Annotated in this window: 19 protein-coding genes and 1 pseudogene; 6 read left to right on the top strand and 14 right to left on the bottom strand. The window is 47.5% G+C overall.

Features of this window, described 5'->3' with window-relative positions:
- Nucleotides 1-95 precede the first annotated feature (95 nt).
- The 7 genes and pseudogenes from SOHN41_RS06665 to SOHN41_RS06635 all read right to left on the bottom strand — a co-directional run bounded on the left by SOHN41_RS06665 (nucleotide 96) and on the right by SOHN41_RS06635 (nucleotide 7,909).
- Nucleotides 96-1,262, bottom strand: a complete 1,167-nt coding sequence (locus SOHN41_RS06665) for an enoyl-CoA hydratase/isomerase family protein (protein WP_007646877.1) — start codon at nucleotides 1,260-1,262, stop codon at nucleotides 96-98.
- Nucleotides 1,262-2,035, bottom strand: coding sequence for an enoyl-CoA hydratase (locus SOHN41_RS06660; protein WP_007646875.1), 774 nt, complete (start codon nucleotides 2,033-2,035; stop codon nucleotides 1,262-1,264). The genes SOHN41_RS06665 and SOHN41_RS06660 overlap by 1 nt, the downstream gene beginning before the upstream one ends.
- Nucleotides 2,036-2,107: 72 nt before the next feature.
- Entirely contained in the window at nucleotides 2,108-3,265 is a 1,158-nt protein-coding gene (locus tag SOHN41_RS06655; protein ID WP_007646873.1) for an acyl-CoA dehydrogenase family protein, read from the bottom strand.
- Nucleotides 3,266-3,354: 89 nt separating this feature from the next.
- Nucleotides 3,355-4,853 (bottom strand): annotated as a pseudogene (locus tag SOHN41_RS06650) (CoA-acylating methylmalonate-semialdehyde dehydrogenase).
- A gap of 131 nt (nucleotides 4,854-4,984) precedes the next feature.
- Nucleotides 4,985-6,175, bottom strand: a complete 1,191-nt coding sequence (locus SOHN41_RS06645) for a thiolase family protein (RefSeq protein ID WP_007646867.1) — start codon at nucleotides 6,173-6,175, stop codon at nucleotides 4,985-4,987.
- 289 nt (nucleotides 6,176-6,464) lie between these two features.
- Nucleotides 6,465-7,406 carry a homoserine O-acetyltransferase MetA gene (gene metA / locus SOHN41_RS06640; protein WP_007646865.1) on the bottom strand — a complete coding sequence of 314 codons (942 nt, stop codon included), beginning with the start codon at nucleotides 7,404-7,406 and terminating at the stop codon, nucleotides 6,465-6,467.
- A 68-nt stretch (nucleotides 7,407-7,474) separates the two neighbouring features.
- Nucleotides 7,475-7,909 carry a YbaY family lipoprotein gene (locus SOHN41_RS06635; protein WP_007646863.1) on the bottom strand — a complete coding sequence of 145 codons (435 nt, stop codon included), beginning with the start codon at nucleotides 7,907-7,909 and terminating at the stop codon, nucleotides 7,475-7,477.
- Between the two features lie 117 nt (nucleotides 7,910-8,026).
- Between SOHN41_RS06635 and SOHN41_RS06630 the strand changes: the two genes are divergently transcribed.
- The gene (locus SOHN41_RS06630; RefSeq protein ID WP_007646859.1) at nucleotides 8,027-8,770 is read left to right on the top strand and encodes an SDR family NAD(P)-dependent oxidoreductase; all 744 of its coding nucleotides are present in this window, start codon (nucleotides 8,027-8,029) and stop codon (nucleotides 8,768-8,770) included.
- A 94-nt stretch (nucleotides 8,771-8,864) separates the two neighbouring features.
- Here SOHN41_RS06630 and ompW read toward each other — a convergent pair whose 3' ends face one another.
- The 7 genes from ompW to phhA form a co-directional block, all read right to left on the bottom strand.
- Nucleotides 8,865-9,512 (bottom strand): outer membrane protein OmpW, encoded by a 648-nt coding sequence (gene ompW, locus SOHN41_RS06625; protein ID WP_007646856.1) that lies wholly within the window; start codon nucleotides 9,510-9,512, stop codon nucleotides 8,865-8,867.
- Between the two features lie 352 nt (nucleotides 9,513-9,864).
- Nucleotides 9,865-10,476 (bottom strand): nucleotidyltransferase family protein, encoded by a 612-nt coding sequence (locus SOHN41_RS06620; protein WP_007646855.1) that lies wholly within the window; start codon nucleotides 10,474-10,476, stop codon nucleotides 9,865-9,867.
- Nucleotides 10,477-10,485: 9 nt separating this feature from the next.
- The gene (gene maiA, locus SOHN41_RS06615; protein WP_007646854.1) at nucleotides 10,486-11,136 is read right to left on the bottom strand and encodes a maleylacetoacetate isomerase; all 651 of its coding nucleotides are present in this window, start codon (nucleotides 11,134-11,136) and stop codon (nucleotides 10,486-10,488) included.
- An 86-nt stretch (nucleotides 11,137-11,222) separates the two neighbouring features.
- A complete protein-coding gene (locus tag SOHN41_RS06610; RefSeq protein ID WP_007646853.1) occupies nucleotides 11,223-12,209 on the bottom strand; it encodes a fumarylacetoacetate hydrolase family protein in 987 nt (328 codons plus the stop codon).
- A 336-nt stretch (nucleotides 12,210-12,545) separates the two neighbouring features.
- Nucleotides 12,546-14,084 carry a transcriptional regulator TyrR gene (gene tyrR / locus SOHN41_RS06605; RefSeq protein WP_007646851.1) on the bottom strand — a complete coding sequence of 513 codons (1,539 nt, stop codon included), beginning with the start codon at nucleotides 14,082-14,084 and terminating at the stop codon, nucleotides 12,546-12,548.
- A gap of 260 nt (nucleotides 14,085-14,344) precedes the next feature.
- The gene (locus tag SOHN41_RS06600; RefSeq protein WP_007646849.1) at nucleotides 14,345-14,683 is read right to left on the bottom strand and encodes a 4a-hydroxytetrahydrobiopterin dehydratase; all 339 of its coding nucleotides are present in this window, start codon (nucleotides 14,681-14,683) and stop codon (nucleotides 14,345-14,347) included.
- Nucleotides 14,684-14,767: 84 nt separating this feature from the next.
- Nucleotides 14,768-15,568 carry a phenylalanine 4-monooxygenase gene (gene phhA / locus SOHN41_RS06595; protein WP_037458342.1) on the bottom strand — a complete coding sequence of 267 codons (801 nt, stop codon included), beginning with the start codon at nucleotides 15,566-15,568 and terminating at the stop codon, nucleotides 14,768-14,770.
- Nucleotides 15,569-15,893: 325 nt separating this feature from the next.
- Here phhA and galU point away from each other — a divergent pair, with 325 nt between their 5' ends.
- The 5 genes from galU (at nucleotide 15,894) to SOHN41_RS06570 (ending at nucleotide 20,178) form a co-directional block, all read left to right on the top strand.
- Nucleotides 15,894-16,802, top strand: coding sequence for a UTP--glucose-1-phosphate uridylyltransferase GalU (galU, locus tag SOHN41_RS06590; RefSeq protein ID WP_007646845.1), 909 nt, complete (start codon nucleotides 15,894-15,896; stop codon nucleotides 16,800-16,802).
- Complete coding sequence (gene galE / locus SOHN41_RS06585) at nucleotides 16,802-17,815, top strand: UDP-glucose 4-epimerase GalE (protein ID WP_007646844.1); 1,014 nt, start codon at nucleotides 16,802-16,804, stop codon at nucleotides 17,813-17,815. Before galU ends, galE begins: the two co-directional genes overlap by 1 nt.
- Nucleotides 17,816-17,892: 77 nt before the next feature.
- Nucleotides 17,893-18,387, top strand: coding sequence for a ferredoxin-type protein NapF (napF, locus tag SOHN41_RS06580; protein ID WP_007646842.1), 495 nt, complete (start codon nucleotides 17,893-17,895; stop codon nucleotides 18,385-18,387).
- 103 nt (nucleotides 18,388-18,490) lie between these two features.
- The gene (locus SOHN41_RS06575) at nucleotides 18,491-18,928 is read left to right on the top strand and encodes a bactofilin family protein (protein WP_007646840.1); all 438 of its coding nucleotides are present in this window, start codon (nucleotides 18,491-18,493) and stop codon (nucleotides 18,926-18,928) included.
- Between the two features lie 272 nt (nucleotides 18,929-19,200).
- Nucleotides 19,201-20,178 carry a LysR family transcriptional regulator gene (locus SOHN41_RS06570; protein WP_007646838.1) on the top strand — a complete coding sequence of 326 codons (978 nt, stop codon included), beginning with the start codon at nucleotides 19,201-19,203 and terminating at the stop codon, nucleotides 20,176-20,178.
- Nucleotides 20,179-20,463 lie beyond the last annotated feature (285 nt).

The raw sequence follows: 20,463 nt of genomic DNA, 5'->3' as shown, positions 1-20,463 counted from the left end.
GTAATGCTGTCGTTACCACAGAGTAAAGCGAGCTTGACTGAGCCTAGGTCAAATTTACTCAGTCACTTAACTCAGTTAATTAAATGCCTAAGTCCTTAGCTCAACTGGCTTAAGGGATGCGCCTCGTCCCAGGGGGAAGCCAATATTTGCTCAAGCACGGCCGTAGGCACAGCTTGCACATCCTTAAAGCGCCACTGGGGCTGCCTGTCTTTATCGATCAACAGCGCCCGAACGCCTTCGCAGAAATCACCGTGGGCACACACATTGACACTGACAGTTAATTCCCATTGGAAACACTGGGCTAGGCTGAGTTTAGTCCCAAGCTGTGCTTGAACATGTACTAAGTGCCAACTGATAGGGCTGCCAGCGAGGAAAGTATCCCGCGCCTTCATTAGCCAAGCATCCTCTGACACTAACGTCGACATACGCGAGACGATATCCTCAAGGCTACCCGCCATCAGCCGGTCGATAATGTCTTGGCTCTGGGCTAACACACTCTCACCCTTAGGGGTATTCACTTGGTTAGACAGCTCGTTGATCATGCTATCGAGGCGTTGATGGTTTAACGCGGGTGTATCACTCCAATCTAAGGTTGCCATGGCATCAAACATCAGCTCTTTGTCATCGCGATTTAAATAGTGATCCGCAAGCCCCACATAACAGGCATCGGCCGCATTCATATGATAGGCGGTGAGCCCTAAAAACAGCCCCATTTTGCCCGGCATACGATTGAGGAAATAACTGCCGCCCACATCGGGATAAAGCCCAATGGTGACCTCAGGCATGGCGATGCGCGAGGTTTCGGTCACCACCCTGTGGCTAGCGCCCGCCATTAAACCGAGGCCGCCGCCCATGACTATGCCATCGCCCCATACGAGCACAGGTTTGCCATAGGTATGCAGTAGATGATCGAGGCGATATTCCTCCTCAAAGAACACTTTCGCGACTTCAGTCACTTGCCCCTTAGACGCCACGGAGGCATGGTACAGAGCCCGCACATCTCCCCCGGCACAAAATGCCTTTTCACCGCTGCCATCGAGTACCACACAGGCGATTAGCGGATCTTTCTTCCACAGATTGAGCTGGGCCGTCATCGCGCGAACCATGTCTAAATCTAAGGCGTTGAGGGCTTTTTCCACATTGAGCGTCACCACCCCAATCCACTTGCCAGAAGCGGTGGCTAAGGTTTGAAACACCACGTTTTGGGTGGTGACGCTGTTTGCAACATGATTAGCAACATTAGCATCTACTACATTGGTCATTAGCGGTTCTTCCAATCAGCTTTACGTTTACCCAAAAACGCATTCACGCCTTCGGCCTGATCTTCAGTATCAAATAGTCCGACAAATAATTCACGCTCAATCGGCAATGCCTGGCTACGCGCCATAGTTCGGCCCGCTTGGATAAGGGTTTTACAGGCGGTTACGCTGCTCGGACTTTGGTTCGCCACTTTCGCTGCAAGGGCAATGGCCGCATTGAGCGCTTCGCCAGTTTCGACCACTTCTTCGACTAAACGTAGATTCAATGCCTGAGTCGCATCGATACGTTCGCCGCATAAAATCATCCGCTTAGCCCAACCTTCACCGACTAATGCGGTCAGATTCTGGGTGCCGCCCGCGCAGGGTAATAAACCCACGGTTGCTTCGGGTAAGGCCATCACAGCTTGGATTTCGGCGATCCGGATATCACAGGCGAGTGCCACTTCTAAGCCGCCGCCCATGGCGTAGCCGTTGATCGCCGCAATCGACACACCGCGAAATTGACTTAAGGTTTCAAAGGCTTCACCAAAGTGCTTTGCCATCGTCGCCGCATTGCCTTTATCACCGTCGGCAAACAGCTTTAAATCGGCACCGGCGGAGAAGAACTTTTGCCCTTGCCCTGTGAGTACTAAGGCGTAAATCTCTTTATTGGCATTCAGCTCAAGCACTTTAGCTTTAAGCGCCTGCAAACTCTCTGCGGTCCAAGTGTTTGCTGGCGGATTATTCATCGTCAGAATGGCCGTATGGCCTTCGATACGTTCAACTAAATATTCCATCTTTATCGACTCCTTTATGTTTTTGCCAATGTGTTATCGCCAAATCCTAACTTCCCCATTGAAAGGGAAAATTTACAGGATTTGTCCTGCATTTTCATCGAGCAAACGACGGGCGATAATTAAGCGCATAATTTCGTTGGTGCCTTCTAAAATCTGGTGTACACGCACATCGCGGAAATGACGTTCCAGCGGGTACTCTCTGATATAACCATATCCACCATGGATTTGCAGCGCCGCATCACAGACTTGAAAACCCACATCGGTGGCAAAACGTTTCGCCATGGCACAGTAGGCGGTAGCTTCAGGATCGCCGCTATCGAGTTTAAAGGCTGCGAGACGGACCATTTGTCGCGCCGCTACTAACTCAGTTGCCATATCGGCAAGCTTAAATTGTAGCGCTTGGAATGCCGCCAGCGGCTTACCAAATTGCTGCCGCTCATTCATATATTGAGTGGCGCGCTCAAGTGCTGCCTGCGCCGTCCCCACTGAACAGGTAGCGATATTGATACGTCCGCCATCTAAGCCTTTCATTGCAAAGGTAAAACCTTGGCCTTCTTCACCGAGCAAGTTGGCCACTGGCACGCGTACGTTTTCAAAGGTGATTTGACGAGTTGGCTGGGCATTCCAGCCCATTTTATCTTCGGCCTTACCGTAGATAACACCAGCGGCATCCGCCGGAATCGCAATGGCTGAAATCCCCTTAGGTCCAGCTTGGCCTGTGCGGCACATCACGACCAGTAATTCAGTTGCACCCGCGCCCGAGATAAACATTTTCGAACCCGAAATCACATATTCATCGCCGTCACGCACCGCTTTGGTTTGCAGTGATGCGGCGTCCGAACCCGCGCCCGGCTCAGTTAAACAGTATGACGCTAACATCTGCCCTGTGGTTAACGGCTCAGACCAAGTCTGACGTAAGGTTTCTGTCCCCCACGTTGTCACCATCCAAGTGGCCATATTGTGAATAGTCAACATGGCTGTGGTCGCGGTGCAACCCTTGGCAAGCTCTTCAAAAATAATCGAGGCATCGAGGCGTGATAGGCCCATGCCGCCTTCGGATTCTGGCGAATAGAGTGAGCAAAAACCCAGTTCACCGGCTTTTTGGATCACGTCTTTGGGGAAATGATGTTCTTCATCCCACTTGGCGGCAAACGGGGTTAACTCTTCCGCGGCAAACTGGCGCGCCAGATCGGCAAATTGGCGTTGGTCATCGTTGAAATTAAAATCCATCTGGCTCTCCTATGACTCTGTGGTCACTTCTTTATTGAATAACATAGGGCGGCGCCTAAGGGCGCCGTGTTTTAGGGCAATCACCGAGCTTAGCGTAGGTTAATGCTCATATTTGGCGTTGAGGCCACGGCAATATCGGACTCGAACCAACGGGAAGTGATGGTCTTAGTCTCGGTATAGAAACGTACAGCTTGCTTACCGTAGGCATGTTGATCACCGTAGAAACTGCCCTTCCAACCCGTGAAGGAGAAGAAAGGCAATGGCACAGGAATAGGCACGTTAATCCCGACTTGGCCAACTTCGATTTCGTGTTGATATTTACGGGCTGCCGCGCCGCTGGCGGTAAAGATAGATGTGCCATTACCGTAAGGGCTAGCGTTGACTAACTCGATAGCCGCTTCTAATGAATCAGATTCCATGCAGCACAGTACTGGGCCGAAGATTTCTTCCTTATAGATGCTCATGTCGGTGGTGACTTTATCGAACATGGTTGGGCCAATCCAGTTGCCGGACTCGTAACCTTCCACGGTAAAATCGCTGCCGTCGAGTAAACACTCGGCGCCTTCGGCTTTACCTTGGGCGATAAGTTTAAGCACCCGCGCCTTGGCCGCAGGGCTGATAACCGGACCATAACCCGCTGCCTTATCGTCCCATAAACCTGGGCGAACTTTGGCTAAGGCTTCTTTTAACTCTGGGATCCATTCTTTCGCGGCACCCACAAACACGGCCACCGAAATCGCCATACAGCGCTGCCCTGCTGCACCCACAGATGCACCAACTAAGTTATTGATCACTTGCTGTTTATTCGCATCAGGCATAATCACGCAGTGGTTTTTCGCGCCCGCAAAGGCTTGTACGCGCTTTAAGTTATCGGTACCGGTTTTATAGATATATTGGCCCACAGCTACTGAGCCGACGAAGGAAATTGCTTTAATCGCAGGATCGGCCAGCAGAATATCCACGGCAGTTTTATCACCATGCACTAATTGCAACACGCCCTTAGGGGCTCCGGCCTCAACAAACAACTCAACCAAACGCTGCGGCGTCATAGGATCTTGTTCTGAAGGCTTTAAAATAAAGGTGTTACCGCAGGCAATCGCCAGTGGGAACATCCATAATGGGATCATCGCAGGGAAGTTAAATGGCGTAATACCGGCACACACACCCAGAGGTTGAGTGTAGCTGTAAGTGTCGATTGAACGCGCGACGTTCTCAACGGTTTCGCCCATCAATAATGACGCCACGTTACAGGCGTGTTCAGCGACTTCGATACCGCGCCATACATCGCCCTTGGCATCTTCGAAGGTTTTACCGGTTCCTTTGCAAGAATGGTCGCTAGTTCATCGTGATGTTCTTTTAGCAGATGTTGATAACGCAACATGACACGTGCACGTTCAGATACGGGCACTTCTTTCCAGGTTTTAAAGGCGAGTTTGGCGCTGGCAATCGCGGCGTGGACTTCGTCGCTAGTGGCGGCATTAATCACGGCAATCGGCGAATTATTCGCGGGGTTGGTGACAATAATCTGTGATGTACCAGTACCTTGGATAAACTCGCCGTCAATGTAATGCTTTACTTGTGTGGTCATGTTGCAATCCTTTTCCTTGTAGAGTGATAGGCTAGCGGTGCGATATTATGATTATCCTCGAGGGAAGTGATTGCCCTTGCTAGCCCGTCTTGTTGATTTAAGCCTTGTTGATTTAACTAAAACCTTAGCGATTAAACCTCGATAGCCATCGCCGTCGCTTCACCACCGCCGATACACAGCGAGGCGACGCCACGCTTAAGTCCGCGGGCTTTTAATGCATGAATTAGGGTCACCAACAAACGTGAACCCGAGCAGCCAATAGGATGACCTAAGGCGCAGGCACCGCCATTAACGTTAACCTTAGCGATATCTAAACCCAGTTCAGACACGGCAAGCATAGTCACCATAGCGAAGGCTTCGTTGATCTCAAACAGATCCACTTCATCCGTTGACCAACCGACATTAGCCAGCAATTTCGCCATAGCGCCAACAGGAGCAGTGGTAAATAGCGAAGGAGCTTGGGCATGGGTGGTGTGGCCTTTGATGGTGGCTAACACGGTTAAGCCTAAACGGTCAGCTTCAGCACGTGAAGTCAGCATTAATGCCGCAGCACCATCGGAAATAGAGCTCGAGTTTGCCGCCGTGATAGTGCCATCTTTAGTAAAGGCTGGACGCAGCGTGGGAATTTTTTCAGGGCGGGCATTACCGGGTTGCTCGTCGGTATCGATAGTCACATCACCACGGCGGTCGCTGACCGTAACGGGAGTGATTTCGGCTTTAAAGGCACCCGAGTTAATCGCGGCGTTGGCCTTTTCGAGCGAGCTGAGGGCAAAAGCGTCCATCTGCTCGCGGGTAATACCGTATTCATCGGCGGTTTTCTGGGCAAAAGTCCCCATGGCGCCACCCGTGTAGGCATCTTCAAGACCGTCTAAGAACATATGGTCGAGCATTTTGCCGTGACCCATACGCATGCCGCTACGCGCTTTATCCAAGAGATACGGTGCTTGGCTCATGCTTTCCATGCCGCCAGCGATCACCACTTTTGCACTGCCCGCTTTGATCAAATCGTGGGCTAACATGACCGTCTTCATGCCTGAACCACAGACCTTGTTCACTGTGGTCGCCCCAACAGATAAGGGCAATCCAGCGCCTAAAGTTGCCTGGCGCGCTGGCGCTTGACCTAAGCCTGCGGGTAATACGCAGCCCATCAAGACTTCATCGATATGTTCACCCGCCAATTGGGTATCGGCTAACAAGCCTTTAATCGCTGTCGCGGCTAAGATTGGCGATGCAACGGATGATAAACATCCCTGAAATCCCCCCATAGGGGTGCGTTTAGCAGCAACGATAACGATATCTTGATGTAACTGTTCAGTACTCATGGAAACTCCAACCTAAATTGACCACTAAGCCTAGTGCTAGTCTCGGGACGTTAAAAAAATCGACATTAAAACCACTCTGACGTTTACGCGAACGTAAAGCAAGTATTCCTTGGTCTAATGTGCAGATTTTCTCGGGTGGAAATGTCAGCAAGGATTTACAGCAAAGTGGGGATTAGGAGGTGTTAAGCGTGGAAAGTTGGATCTAAGGGATATATAAATTACATACCTTTGAGTACTACCTTAAGTCACATCCATGTGAACTCATAAAAAGAAATGTTTAAACAATGAGTTAACGCGACTCCCACGGTGTCATCGCCGTCATATCACTTAAATCGTAGGGGGTTAACTGGTAAACGTAATAATTGAGCCAGTTACTGACCAGCAGGCTACCGTGGCTGTGCCAGCGGGCAATCGCTTCGGCTTCAGGGTCGTTATTACGATAGTAATTTTGTGGCACATTCGGATTTAAGCCCTGGGCCAAATCCCTGTGGTATTCATCATTTAAGGTCGATTTTTGATATTCAGGATGACCCATCACAAACAAGTTGCGATTATTACGGCTGAGCACCAGATAGGCCCCCGCCTCAGCGGATTCGGCAAGCACTTGCAACTGTGGATGTTGTCTAATTTCTTCTAGGTCCATTTCGGCAAAACGGGAATGGGGTGCAAAAAATTCATCGTCAAAACCACGTAGCAACGGGAAATGCTGGCAAGTGCGACGGTGCACGAACACACCAGAGCGCTTTTGCTGCAGTATTTTTCGATGTAAACCATAGAGATGATATAACCCCGCATGGGCCGCCCAACATAAAAACAGCACTGAGGTGACATGGGCCTGGGACCAATCGATAATTTCACGAATATGGTCCCAATAGACCACATCTTCAAAATCGATTTGCCCCAGCGGCGCCCCTGTAATGATCAGGCCATCGTAGTTTTTGTGGCGCACATCCTCAAAGTCACGGTAGAAGGTATTCATATGATCTATGGGGGTGTGTTTGGATTCTTTATCGTGAATGCGCAATAGGTCCACATCCACCTGCAGCGGCGTGTTACCGAGTAAACGCAACAGCTGGGTTTCTGTCTCGATTTTATTGGGCATAAGGTTCAGGATCAGCACCTTCATCGGCCTGATATCCTGATTCGCCGCCCGCGTTTCGGACATCACGAAAATATTTTCTGACTCTAAAACCCCTGCCGCGGGCAGATGATCTGGAATTTTAACCGGCATACCGCGCCTCTTTTGCTCGTAAATACCAACGGGTTCGGCGCGTATGTCAGCTCACTTCTGAGCGCTAACTAGCCACCGATTTTCTCTAGCAGTATCATCATTGGCTCAGTGGCGTTGAGATCAATGTGATAGGCTTGAGTATTAATAAACAATAACTTATCACCGAGCATTATCCTTGCACCTACGGCATAGGTATGCCCAGTTTCAAACTGATCCCGCCCCATAGTAAAACTAAACTGTGTTGGGGTTTGCGCCCCTTGAGCCACACGTTCCGCCATCACGACGGCTGGCACATCCATTTTAGACACATCGAGTAGCTGAACGATAAGTTTGGCTTCGCTGGGTAACGCAATTCGCTCGCGGTACATGGCCTCGCCTTTGATCTCGACCACCGCATTGGGGGTTGCACAGCCTGCCAACAGACCCGCTACGGCGATTAATGCGATTGTGGTAAATTTTTGCACCACAGAGATCAGCACACTCAAGTTTAACCATTGACTCATTTTGTTTCTCCTAATCATACATAAAGACTTCTGGATGTCCATATGTCTATGCTATAAATCTTGTCTTGCTGAACATATCTTCCTATCATAAGCCACCATTTCGTTGCCGAAAAACCTATGACCCAAGCAACTGCGATAATTGTGGGCGCTAGCTCACATTTAAGCCGTGAACTTGCAAAGCAACTGGCAGATCAACAGGTTGAATTAGCCTTATTTGCTCAAGATCCAGAATCGCTAAGGGAGTTTGCCTCAGCATTACCGACAAAAGTACAAGTATTTGCACTGCAGATAGACCAGCCTCAAGCCATTATCAAGCAACTTGAAACCGTTTGGCATAGCCTAGGTGGCGCTCATTTAGTCTTAGTCAATACTGGCCTTAATAGCTACGACCCCGAGCTGCCTTGGCTGCCGGAGCAGGATATTATCGACGTTAATGTGCGAGGTTTTGCTGCTATCTGCAATACGGCTTTTAGACTATTTCGCGAGCAAGGTTACGGGCAACTGGCGGCAATCAATTCGATTGCGGGTTTACGCGGCGGCCCGAGTGTGGCCTATCATGCCTCAAAGGCCTTTGGGCAAAATTACCTTGAGGGCTTAAGTATGCATGCCCAGCGTCTTAAGTTGCCTATTACGATTACCGATATCCAATTAGGTTTGCTCGATAAAGCCGCGATGCAGCAAAGTGCGATGTGGCTTGCGCCATTGCCACAGGTTGCGGCGCAAATCATCAAGGCGATGAAACAAGGTAAACGCCGCGTCTATGTGACCAAACGCTGGCGCCTAGTGGCTTGGCTCACTAAGCTATTACCGGAATTTATCTATAACACCCGCCACTGGAAGGCTAAAAAGCCAAAGCACTAAACTGACTTAGCTTGAATGGAACATGGCGCGATAAAAAATGCAGAAACGAAAAAGGAGCCTAAGGCTCCTTTTTTACGCTTATCTGATCCGTAGATTAGAAAGTGTAACCTACGCTGACCATATAAACCCATGGGTTTATATCTGTATCGATTACCACAGTGTCGCCCGCTAATTTAAACTTCACATCACTGCTAATTTGTGCATACCACACAGAAGCGTTCACTAACCAGTTTTTACTCACTTGGTAATCTAAACCGACCTGAGCTGCTAAGCCCCAAGAAGTGCTCATGCTTAAATCAGTTAACGCACCATTCAAATCATTGGTAAATTCATTGTCGAAGAAGTTAGTGTAGTTCACACCAACGCCCACATATGGACGTAATTTAGACTGAGCATCACCAAAGTAATATTGAGCCACTAAGGTGGGTGGTAACTGTTTGGTTTCGGCAATCTTACCTACACCTTTTAAAGAAACGTCATGGCTGAATGGTGTAGCCGCTAATAACTCGACCCCAAAGTTATCGGTCAGCATATAACCAAAGTTCAAACCCAATTGAGTGTTATTGCTAATTTGGAACTCGCCGTTACCCGCTACATCATCACTTGATTCATTCGGCGCAACAACAACAGCACCTGCACGAACGATAATATCGCCTGCTTGGTGAGCCGATACAGAAGCAGTAAAACCAGCGGCTAAAAGGGTGGCAGCGATCAGTGTTGAAACAGTCGTTTTATTCATCATCATACTCCATATGTACAACATAGGTTTTTGTTTTGTATTACATCCTTAACAATTGAGGCCTACACTGCCAGAGAAACGCGACTGCTTTATTGATCCAAATCAAAGGTGCGCCGTTGTACTTATTTTTAGGTATGATACATGGGATCTTGATCACGCAATGTGAACATTTATTGATAATACAGGTTCATTTTTTGTGAACCAGCACTTTAATTAGCCACCACTAAACCTCCTCGATATGGGTAGTGCCATAAAAACGATTTAACATTTAAGCTACACAGCTATGTTCAAAATCGCGGTGGTATTTTACCCGTGAAGAACCCATGCAGATGAAAATGTGACCAACAGAACATCGTTATGCGAGGCAGAGGAGAGGATATCGACTAAGCCAGCCTTTAGCGGCGATCCTTCGCTGGCATACTGCTAATGCCCTGCGGGGATTAGGGCTTAATTTCAGTGCAAAGAGTGATTGCAAGCCGAAGGGAGTGATAAGCATATAGGGAGATTTAATACTGTCAGCGCACGTCAGTCCATTGGGTGAGTAACAAATACCCACTGCGGTTTCTAACTCGGGCCAATGGGCCATAGCGTCAAGACAGGAAATATAGGGAGCATCACGATTTTTAAGATGCATCCGAGCCTGATTTTTTACCGACCAAGGCAACTCAGGCGCTAGCCGGTATAGATAGGCTTCAATTGCCCTATCCCGTTCAGGACGAGTGTCTAGCGGGCAATAGTAAATGAGATCAATATCGTTTAGTGGGCTCGACTCAAAACCATGCAAGCGATCCCATACCAGATTACGGACAAAACCCGCAGCAAGGCACCACTGCGGGAGGGTATATGCTGCCGCGCACTGTGCGGCAAGCTGGAGCACCCTAGAGCGCTCACTGTCTTGGATTATCCATTCGAGTAAACGAGCTTGTAACTCAAGTTCATAGGGCACGCTGTTATCGCCTTGGATCACAGTGAAACTCTATACCGCATCCGCTTGGCGTTCCGGCATCGCATCGATGAAGGCTGTAAGCTGATTGCACTCGGCCCACACGCGCATAATATTAGGGTATGGGGTTAAATCCACATTAAAACGCTGGGCGTTATACACCTGCGGCACCAGACAGATATCGGCGATGGTTATCGCATCCCCGAAACAGTAACGGCCACTATGGAGTACAAGCAAGGTTTCTAAGGCCACAAAACCACTCGCAATCCAGTGTTGATACCAGGCATTTTTTGTCGTCTCATCGACCCCTAAGGTGTGGGTTAAATACTGCAACACGCGCAGATTATTCAACGGGTGGATTTCACAGGCAATGGTCAGCGCCATCGCACGTACATGGGCACGCTCAAGTGCCGAGGCCGGCAATAATGGGGTTTGGGGATATAACTCATCGAGATATTCAACAATCGCCAAGGATTGAGACAGCACATCGCTATCATCTTGATCACCCACGACTAAGGTGGGAACCAATTCCAGAGGATTTAGGGCGCTATAGGCCGCTTTATGTTGCTCACCACCATCACGCACTAAATGCACCGACTGTTGCTCAGCGCTAACGCCCTTAAGATTAAGGGCGATACGAACACGATAGGCGGCGCTGGAACGCCAATAGCCGTAGAGTTTCATCTGACGATATCCTTATAAAAATTCTTATAAAAACGGGGCCATTCAGCCCCGTTGATATTATTGATACATCCCGCTAAGGGGCAATATCAAGCTTTATACTCAACCACTTTTTGATCGATGGAGCCAAAAATAGAAGCGCCGTTATCATCGAGCATTTCGATGCGCACTGTGTCACCAAAGTGCATAAAGGGCGTAGTGGCTTTGCCGTCGGCAATCACTTCTAGCATACGTTTTTCAGCGAGACAGCTCGAACCTGCACTGCGATCGTAATTAGAAATAGTCCCAGAACCAATAATGGCGCCAGCGCCTAATGGACGGGTTTTCGCAACATGCGAAACTAACTGACTAAAATTAAAGGTCATATCGACGCCAGCATTAGGACGACCAAATAATTCACCGTTTAAATGGGTGATCAGCGGTAAATGCACTTTAGTATCTTCCCAACGGGCACCCAATTCATCCGGGGTCACCGCCACAGGAGAAAAACTGCTTGATGGTTTAGATTGGAAGAAACCAAACCCTTTCGCCAGCTCACCAGGAATTAAGTTACGCAATGACACATCATTCACTAACATGAGTAACTTGATATGCTTAGCCGCATTTTCACTGCTCACCCCCATGGGCACATCGTCGGTGACGACCGCAATTTCAGATTCAAAGTCGATACCCCAATCCTCACTCGCCAGTGGGATATCGGCCTTAGGCGCGATAAAGCTATCGGAGCCGCCCTGGTAAAAGAGTGGATCTGTCCAGAAGGTTTCTGGCATTTCTGCCCCACGGGCTTTACGCACTAACTCAACATGGTTCACATAGGCGCTACCATCGGCCCACTGATAGGCACGGGGTAATGGCGATAAACACTTAGCTTCATCAAAGGCTTGGGCGTTATCTAATTTGCCCTCGTTAAGCGCATCGTACAATTCCTGCAATTGGGGCTTTAGCAGCGCCCAACCGTCGAGCAGTTGCTGCATAGTGTGGGCAATCGCGGGAACGGCAACCGCTTGGGTAAGATCCCGGCTGACTAACATCAACTGACCATCGCGGCGTCCATTGTTATAACTTGCAAGTTTCATATCTGCTCCTGTGCTTCTACGGCTCGGCGTACTGTCTTTTTATGTTGGACTATAGGATTTGCCAACTGAAAATCGGTTAATTGCGCGGGTTTTACGCTAACGAAAGACCCCTGTTATTCGGCCCAAAGGGATTTGCTGCGCGTAGAAATACCCGATGCAAGGTCAGATTCCTATAGCGTGAGCAAAATCACATTTAGCGCTATTATTTCACATTTTGTAAACTAACCATTACACCTAAAATCGAATTGGCACTCTTCAATGTATAGGTGAACAATATGACTAAAAAGTCAGCAGCAAAGTGGAACGATACTGTTACATCTATCCCCAAATGCCGCCTTAACGGCGCTTAGAAATCTTGTACTCCCTGAGCTTATTGGCGATAGCGGTATGGGACACGCCCAGTTTTTTCGCTAACTGCCGCGTACTAGGATAAGCCGGATATAGACGCCGTAGGAGACTCGCCTCAAACTGCTTCATGGCATCGTCAAGGTTCCCCTCAAAGGCATTATCGAAGTAACCAAACCCTTCGGCGTAGGACGGTAATTTAAGCTGCTCGACCGTCAGCTCCGCGGAACCATCCCACATAGACACGGCTCTAAATACCGCGTTTTTCAATTGTCGAACGTTACCTGGCCAGGCATAGGTCAATAAATGGTCCCTGCACTGGGCCGAAATCCGCCTTACTGGACTGGAAAGCTGCTGACTATAATGCTCGAGGAACATCTCGGTCAGCGGGATAATATCGACTTTGCGCTCACGCAATGACGGGATGTGATAACTGAGCACATGGATGCGATAGTATAAATCCTCCCTAAACTCGCCGGTTTGGCAAAGTTCGGCGAGATTCTTCTGGGTTGAACAGATAATCCGCACATCGGCACGCACCTCTTCATCGCCGCCAATACGCCTAAAAGTACCATCCTGCAGCAGGCGCAGCAGTTTCACTTGTGCAGCCTTAGACATTTCCGCTACTTCGTCGAGAAATACAGTGCCGCCCTTGGCCTCTTCAAAAAAGCCGCGTTTAATCACTTTGCCCTGGCTAACATAACCAAATAATTCTTCTTCGGCGGCGCTGTCGGGCAGTGCGGCGCAGTTAATGGCGATAAAGGGTTTTTCGCGGCGCATACTGGCATCATGACTCGCTCTGGCCATGAGTTCTTTCCCTGTGCCAGTTTCACCAGTGATGAGCAGCGGTGCATCGAGCTGGGCCATGCGGCGCGCTTGTTTGAGCACTTCCTTCATTTTGTCACTACTGGCAAGCACATTTTCAAAACCAGTGGTCTGATTTTGCAGCGCGTTAAACTGTTTTCCCACCCGAGCGGGGGATTTTAACGACACCACAGCCCCCACTAGAATGGTTTTATCATCCTCATCGGGCAGGTAGATAGGCAGCATCTCGGCGAGATATTCATTCGGACCAATTTGCACCCTAGCCGCTTGGGGGAGCACTTGGCTCTCGCTTAGCCAACGGCTGAAGTTAAAGCCTTGTACCCAATGATTTAGCGATTCATCGAGCACTTCATGCTCCGCCATGCCAATATTCAACAGTGCCGACTCGTTAACAATCCGAATGCGGGCTTTAGCATCAATGGAAAACACTGAATCGGGTAAAGTCTTAAGTAAGGTTTTGAGGGCGTAATGTTCCTGTTCCGATGGCATAAAAGATACCGTTCGCACATCGTGGACACTTTCCACTTTACGGATCTGTGGCATCAGCGCACTTAAGGTTTCAAAACTGATTTCGGCAAACTGTAGGTACAAAAAGCCTTGGTTACTGGCATCGATGGCGATTAAATTAATGCCATAACGTTCTAACACGACTAAAATATCTTTCGCTAAACCCACGCGATCTTGACAGCTAACTTCCAAGCGCATAATGACTGACATTCCCTTTTTGATTCGAATTTTGGGATAAACCGTGCAGAGCTATTATTCATCCACTTTGCTTAAAGTGATCTTTGCTGGATGAGAGCGTTCGACTTTACGCAAACGTAAGCGGTAGGATTAGTAGCTGGCGTATATACGTTAGAAGGTAAATGCTAAAGTGGCAAGTCAAGTTTACAGTAGATTTGTAACAGGAAACAAAAATCAGCGCCCAATAAAAACTAAGGCACTGATTTAATAGTTTAATTTTTTTAATCTAACAACTGGTCTGTCTTGGCAGCCATGATGAAGTCGTTTTTATGTAACCCTTTGATCGAGTGCGACCACCAAGTCACAGTCACTTTGCCCCACTCGGTTAAAATGCCGGGGTGGTGAAACTCTTCTTCGGCAAGATCGGCAAGTTTATTGGTGAAGGCCATCGCCAATTTAAAATTTTTAAATTTATACACTCGCTCAAGCTGCATAATGCCATCGCGGACTTGCACGCTCCAATCGGGGATCATTCTCACCAACTCGGCGAGTTCTTCATCGGTCACTTTCGGGGCATCGGCTTGGCAAGCTTCACATTTCATATTCGATAACGCGGTCATACATACTCCTTTTAGCAACGCATAATGTGCCTGTCGTTACTATTCTACTTAACTAAATCAGAGGGACTTTTTGATAACGCTGGCTTAACTTGCCTTCGCCTTAGGTGGATATTTAGGGGCAAACAAGCCTAACTGGCGCGCCTTAGTGACGTAACCCATAATGTCCATTTTGGCGATTTCATCTAACATATCGATGTGCTCAATCACGTAATAGACAGGTTGCATGATATCGATACGATAGGGCGTACGCAGCACATCTAATAGATCGAAGGGTTTACGCTCTGGCACTTCGCTCTCCATCGCATATAAGGTCTCGCCGGGCGAACTTAATATCCCACCACCGTAAATACACAATTGCCCATCCTTTGGCTTTAGCAGACCAAATTCAACGGTAAACCAGTATAAACGGGCTAAAAATACCCTTTCTTCCTTGCTGGCATTTAAGCCCAGTTGGCCATACATATGGGAAAAATGTGCGAAGGATGGATTGGTCAGCAAAGGGCAATGGCCAAATATTTCGTGAAAAATATCAGGTTCTTGCAGGTAATCAAATTCATCTTTACGGCGGATAAAAGTCGCTACCGGAAATTCTTTATTGGCTAAGAGTTCAAAAAAACGGCCAAAAGAGATCAGTGCAGGCACGGCAGCCGTTTTCCAGCCTGTTGTTGCCTGCAATACTGTATCAATTTCAGCAAGTTGTGGAATTCGATCCTCTGGCATCGCCAAGGCGTCTAACCCTTGCAAGTATTCTTTACAGGCTCGACCGGGCAAGTTGACCGCCTGGCGGGCGTAAAGTTGGCTCCATATCGCATGTTCTTCTTGCGGGTAATCTATATACCCAGAGTCATCGGCCCGACGGGCGATGTATGCAGTACCTTTAGTCATTGTGTTCACTTCATGGCTGACGCTAATACCAACCATAGTGATCTAAGCCTCGTTTTTTGTTAACTCCCTCACAGTTTATTGTTTGTGTCATGCTGTGACGTAAACGTAAAGCAAATATTACATACTCATTAAAAACGGTGACTTAGAGAGCGATTATAGCGTCCGCGGTGGAGACAAAGCTTGACACCCAACCTAAAAAACTAAAACGATAGACTGATAGAACGCAGAAATACCGATAAATTTCAGCGTTTACAAATAGCTTTTCTGTGTAGGTCATTTACAATATTGGCCAATAACCGCATCTCCTTGACCTAAAAGGTTCGCAATGAAACAACATCAAATTCGTAAAGCCGTGATCCCCGTCGCAGGCCTAGGCACTCGTATGCTGCCAGCAACGAAAGCTATTCCTAAAGAAATGCTGCCCGTTGTTGATAAGCCATTGATCCAATACGTTGTTAGTGAAGCTATTGCCGCAGGCATCAAAGAAATTGTGCTAGTGACCCACGCCAGTAAAAACTCTATCGAAAACCATTTCGATACCAGTTTTGAATTAGAAGCCCAGCTAGAACGTCGGGTAAAACGTCAGCTACTCGAAGCGGTACAGTCAATTTGTCCAAAAGATGTGACGGTGATCAGTGTGCGCCAATCCCAGGCGAAGGGCTTAGGACACGCCATTTTATGTGCTAAATCCGTGGTAGGAGACGCCCCCTTCGCGGTGTTACTGCCAGACGTCATTATTGACGATGCGAGTTGCGATCTCAGCAAAGACAACTTGGCCGCAATGGTGAACTTATTTGATGAAACCCAAGTGGGCCAGATCATGGTTGAGGGTGTACCACACCACTTAGTGAACCAATACGGTATTGCCGACGTTAATGGCCACGATTTACAACCCGGAGAGTCTGAGCCACTCGTTGAGCTAGTTGAAAAGCCACCCGTTGATGAAGCTCCATCCAACTTAGCCGTTGTTGGCCGTTACGTGTTACCCGCAGCCATTTGGCCACTGTTGGCCAAAACCCCAGCGGGTGCCGGTGATGAAATCCAATTAACGGATGCCATTGCCATGCTAATGCAACAAGAAACCGTCAATGCCTATTATATGGAAGGTAAAAGCCACGATTGCGGTAACAAGCAAGGTTATATGCGCGCAAACGTTGAATATGCCCTACGCCATAGTGAAATTGGTGATGATTTTGCTCAATACTTAAAAACGGTTGTAAAAGGAATTAAATAATGACGATTTTAGTGACCGGAGGCGCCGGTTATATTGGCACCCATACTGTGGTGGAACTACTCAATGCGGGAAGTGAGGTGATCGTCTTAGACAACCTGTCTAATTCGAGCATCGAAGCCTTAAACCGCGTAGAGCAAATCACAGGTAAAACGGTCACATTTTACCAGGGCGATATTCTTAATAAGGCATTGTTACAGAAGGTTTTTAGTGACCACACTATCGACTCTGTTATCCATTTTGCAGGGCTAAAAGCGGTGGGAGAATCCGTTGCTAAGCCCCTCAAATATTATGAAAATAACGTCACTGGGACCTTAATACTCTGCCAAGTCATGGCGGAATTTAAGGTTAAAAATCTTGTGTTTAGCTCATCAGCAACCGTCTATGGTGACCCAGCGAGCCTGCCGATAACCGAAGATTTTCCAACGGGAGCAACCAATCCCTATGGTCAATCTAAACTGATGGTCGAGCATATTCTTGCCGATCTTCACCATAGCGACCCAAGTTGGAATATCGCTCGTCTACGCTACTTTAATCCCGTTGGTGCCCACGCCAGCGGTTTAATTGGTGAGGATCCGAATGATATTCCTAACAATTTAATGCCATTTATTGCGCAAGTTGCCGTAGGCAAGCGCCCCGCCCTCAGTGTGTTTGGTAATGATTACCCTACCCATGATGGCACTGGGGTACGTGACTATATCCATGTGGTGGATTTAGCCAATGGTCATTTAAAAGCCCTTGAAAAGCTTGCCACTCGACCAGGACTTGTAACCTATAACTTAGGTACGGGCCAAGGCTATAGCGTATTAGATATGGTCAAGGCCTTTGAAAAGGCCTGCGGCAAAGCTATTGCCTACCAAATTGCTCCCCGTCGTCCCGGTGATATTGCCGCCTGTTATGCCGATCCCACCCATGCAAGGGAAGATCTGGGCTGGCAAGCCATCCATAGCTTAGAGGACATGGCGAACAGTAGTTGGCACTGGCAGTCAAGTAATCCTGATGGTTATCACGGCTAGTCAAGTCAATGGCTTGTGGATTTCCCCAAGCCATTTTTCTTTAAGGTTTGATCGCCTTATCATGATCGAGAAATTACATGACGCAAAGTATTAATCATAGTCGTCGCAGTCTCTTTAATCGCCGTAAAAATACTGCGATAAGGCCGCCTTGGGTTCGTGAAGATATTGAATTTACCGATGTTTGCACACGTTGCTCCGCTTGTATTACGGCCTGTGAAACCCACATTATTCACAAAGGTGACGGCGGATTTCCCGAATTATCCTTTCGGGATAACGAATGTACTTTCTGCACTCTTTGCGCTAAAGCTTGCCCTGAAGCCCTGTTCGATTTAACCCAAACACCTTGGCACTACAAAGCTCATGTCCAGGATAATTGCTTAACTTATCAAGGCATTTGGTGCCAAAGTTGTAAAGACGCCTGTGAACCTAGGGCCATTACTTTCACGCTTAGCATTGGTAAAGCACCAACACCAAAGATCGATATTAATCTGTGCACAGGCTGTGGTGCCTGTGTCGCACCTTGTCCAAGTCAGGCCATACAGATGAAAGCGGATGAACAAGCTCAAGGCTAAAGCCATAGCTCATAGGATAAGCCTTTGTCTGTATTTTGTGTTTATACTGAAATTGACGTTACTATCTGACCCCTCATTGTATTGAGTAGCATGATGATCATGTTTGGCAAAAAAAATCTTTTTCCCCAAAAAACCGCCCACCACACTTAGCTTTATCGCCAAGGGGACTAAACTCACGGGTAATATTGAATTTATCGGCGATGTCTTGATTGGTGGCGATGTCAGTGGCCAAATACTTTCCCAGGCGAATATTACGGTTGAGCAAGGCGGTAGGGTTGAGGGCGAGATCAAGTGTCAAGAATTTATCGTTGATGGTTTCTTTAAAGGCCGTTTAATCTGCGAACGCTTAGTGATCCAGCGCCATGGCGTTGTAGATGGTGATGTGGCAAGTACATCGATGCAGATCATGGAAGGCGGACAGTTTATTGGTTTGCGGATCAAAGAAGATATTTCTACCATACAAACCCACGGCTTAGCAGCGCCTAAAGAGCCTAAAAATTTACAGCTAGCTTCAGATCCGTTCAAAACCGACATCCCCTAAGGATTCATCGGTCAACCTAGCGATTCTGTCATTGGGTATATTAGCCGCAGTTGACTTACCTATCGTGTTTTCCTTTAATTTACAATGGTTACGTAATTGTTAATTTGCAGAGCGTGATCACAGTAAGTCTACAGGAAAGATGCTACGTTAATACCCTATGGCGTAGGGTTTACACTGTATACCAAGATGGCATTCTGTCGATATACCATGTGGAAACCCATTAGCTAACAGTCAAGATAAGCATCCAAAGACTCATCATAAGGTAAGCTGAAATGAGCCACCCGTTACTTAAACAAATCTGTGAGCTAGACATCTTCACCCTACTCGTCTTCAAGAGTATTTTTGATACTGGACATGCCAACACAACCGCGAAGACATTGGGGGTCTCTGCCCCTAAAATTAGCCGCAGTTTGAATGCACTTCGCCTTGCCTTCAATGATGAGCTATTCTATCGACGCCAACAGGGCCTAAAACCGACACCTCTTGCCGAAAACCTTTATGTTGCCATATGCCAATTCACTGATTCTGTTCACCATTTAGAGCAATCGGCACTGCAAAATCAAAATGCCACCAGCAATGTTGATCTACCCTTAAATATCGCCGCCAGCAAAGGATTACTCAGTTTTTTAGCCCCCCAATTGAGTTCGCCAGAAATCATTGCACAACTAGGCAAAATACGTTTACACCCATGGCAGGAAAACAGCACCGAGCTTATCCATGCGGGTGAATTGGATTTTGGAATCTCATTAGAACACGTCGAAAATAAGGAGTTAACCTTAACAAGGCTCGGAGGCATATCCAGTGTGTATTTAGTGGCTTCAAAACATCATTCTATCTGGCAAACCGGCTCACAAATCAGCTTAGAACTGATCTGTCGTTATCCATTCTTATGTATTGAAATGAAAGGGTTTAACAATAAAATCGATCCCTTAGAACTCTTTTGCCAGCGCCAGGGAATCATATTGCCTTCGATCGAAAAAGTGTTGGAGAGGGAGGAATGGTATGCGCACATATTAACCATGCAGAGTCTCGCATTTTGCACTAGCATCGATATGCAAATCATTAAACATTTACCTGGACTGAAATTAGTTCCGCTCCCCACTAACGAGCTAAACCGCCTACACGATGGTATGTTTGCACCTCAATATTTTTTGATAGAAAAACCCAAAACCCATAGACGTTACACCTCTGTACAATGTGATCTTGTGGTCAGTTCACTGGTTAACGCCTTGTTCTCTGAACATCCATAAACGCCCCCCGCAACTAATGGCGCGGCAGTGTTAAATTAAAGTTGCATTTGTTAAAAATGGAGCTAGTCAACCTTAAAGCAATCCGTCCATTCTCAGTGAATACCTTTCCTAAACAGGACAAAAATCGAGCCAGACATTCAACAAACAGAAGTATAGGGCAGTCTCAACACCAAAGCTTAATTGAGAATTAATTTCACTAACAGACTAAAATCAATAGTGAATTTTTGTGATGAGCATCAAATAAATTACGATAAATTTCAATTTTTGAAATACTTAATTTCACAA

The sequence above is a fragment of the Shewanella sp. HN-41 genome (genome assembly GCF_000217915.1).
In the GTDB taxonomy this organism is placed as follows: Bacteria; Pseudomonadota; Gammaproteobacteria; order Enterobacterales; family Shewanellaceae; genus Shewanella.
Note: the sequence above shows the minus strand (reverse complement) of the source record. Positions and strands in the feature narration are given on the sequence as shown.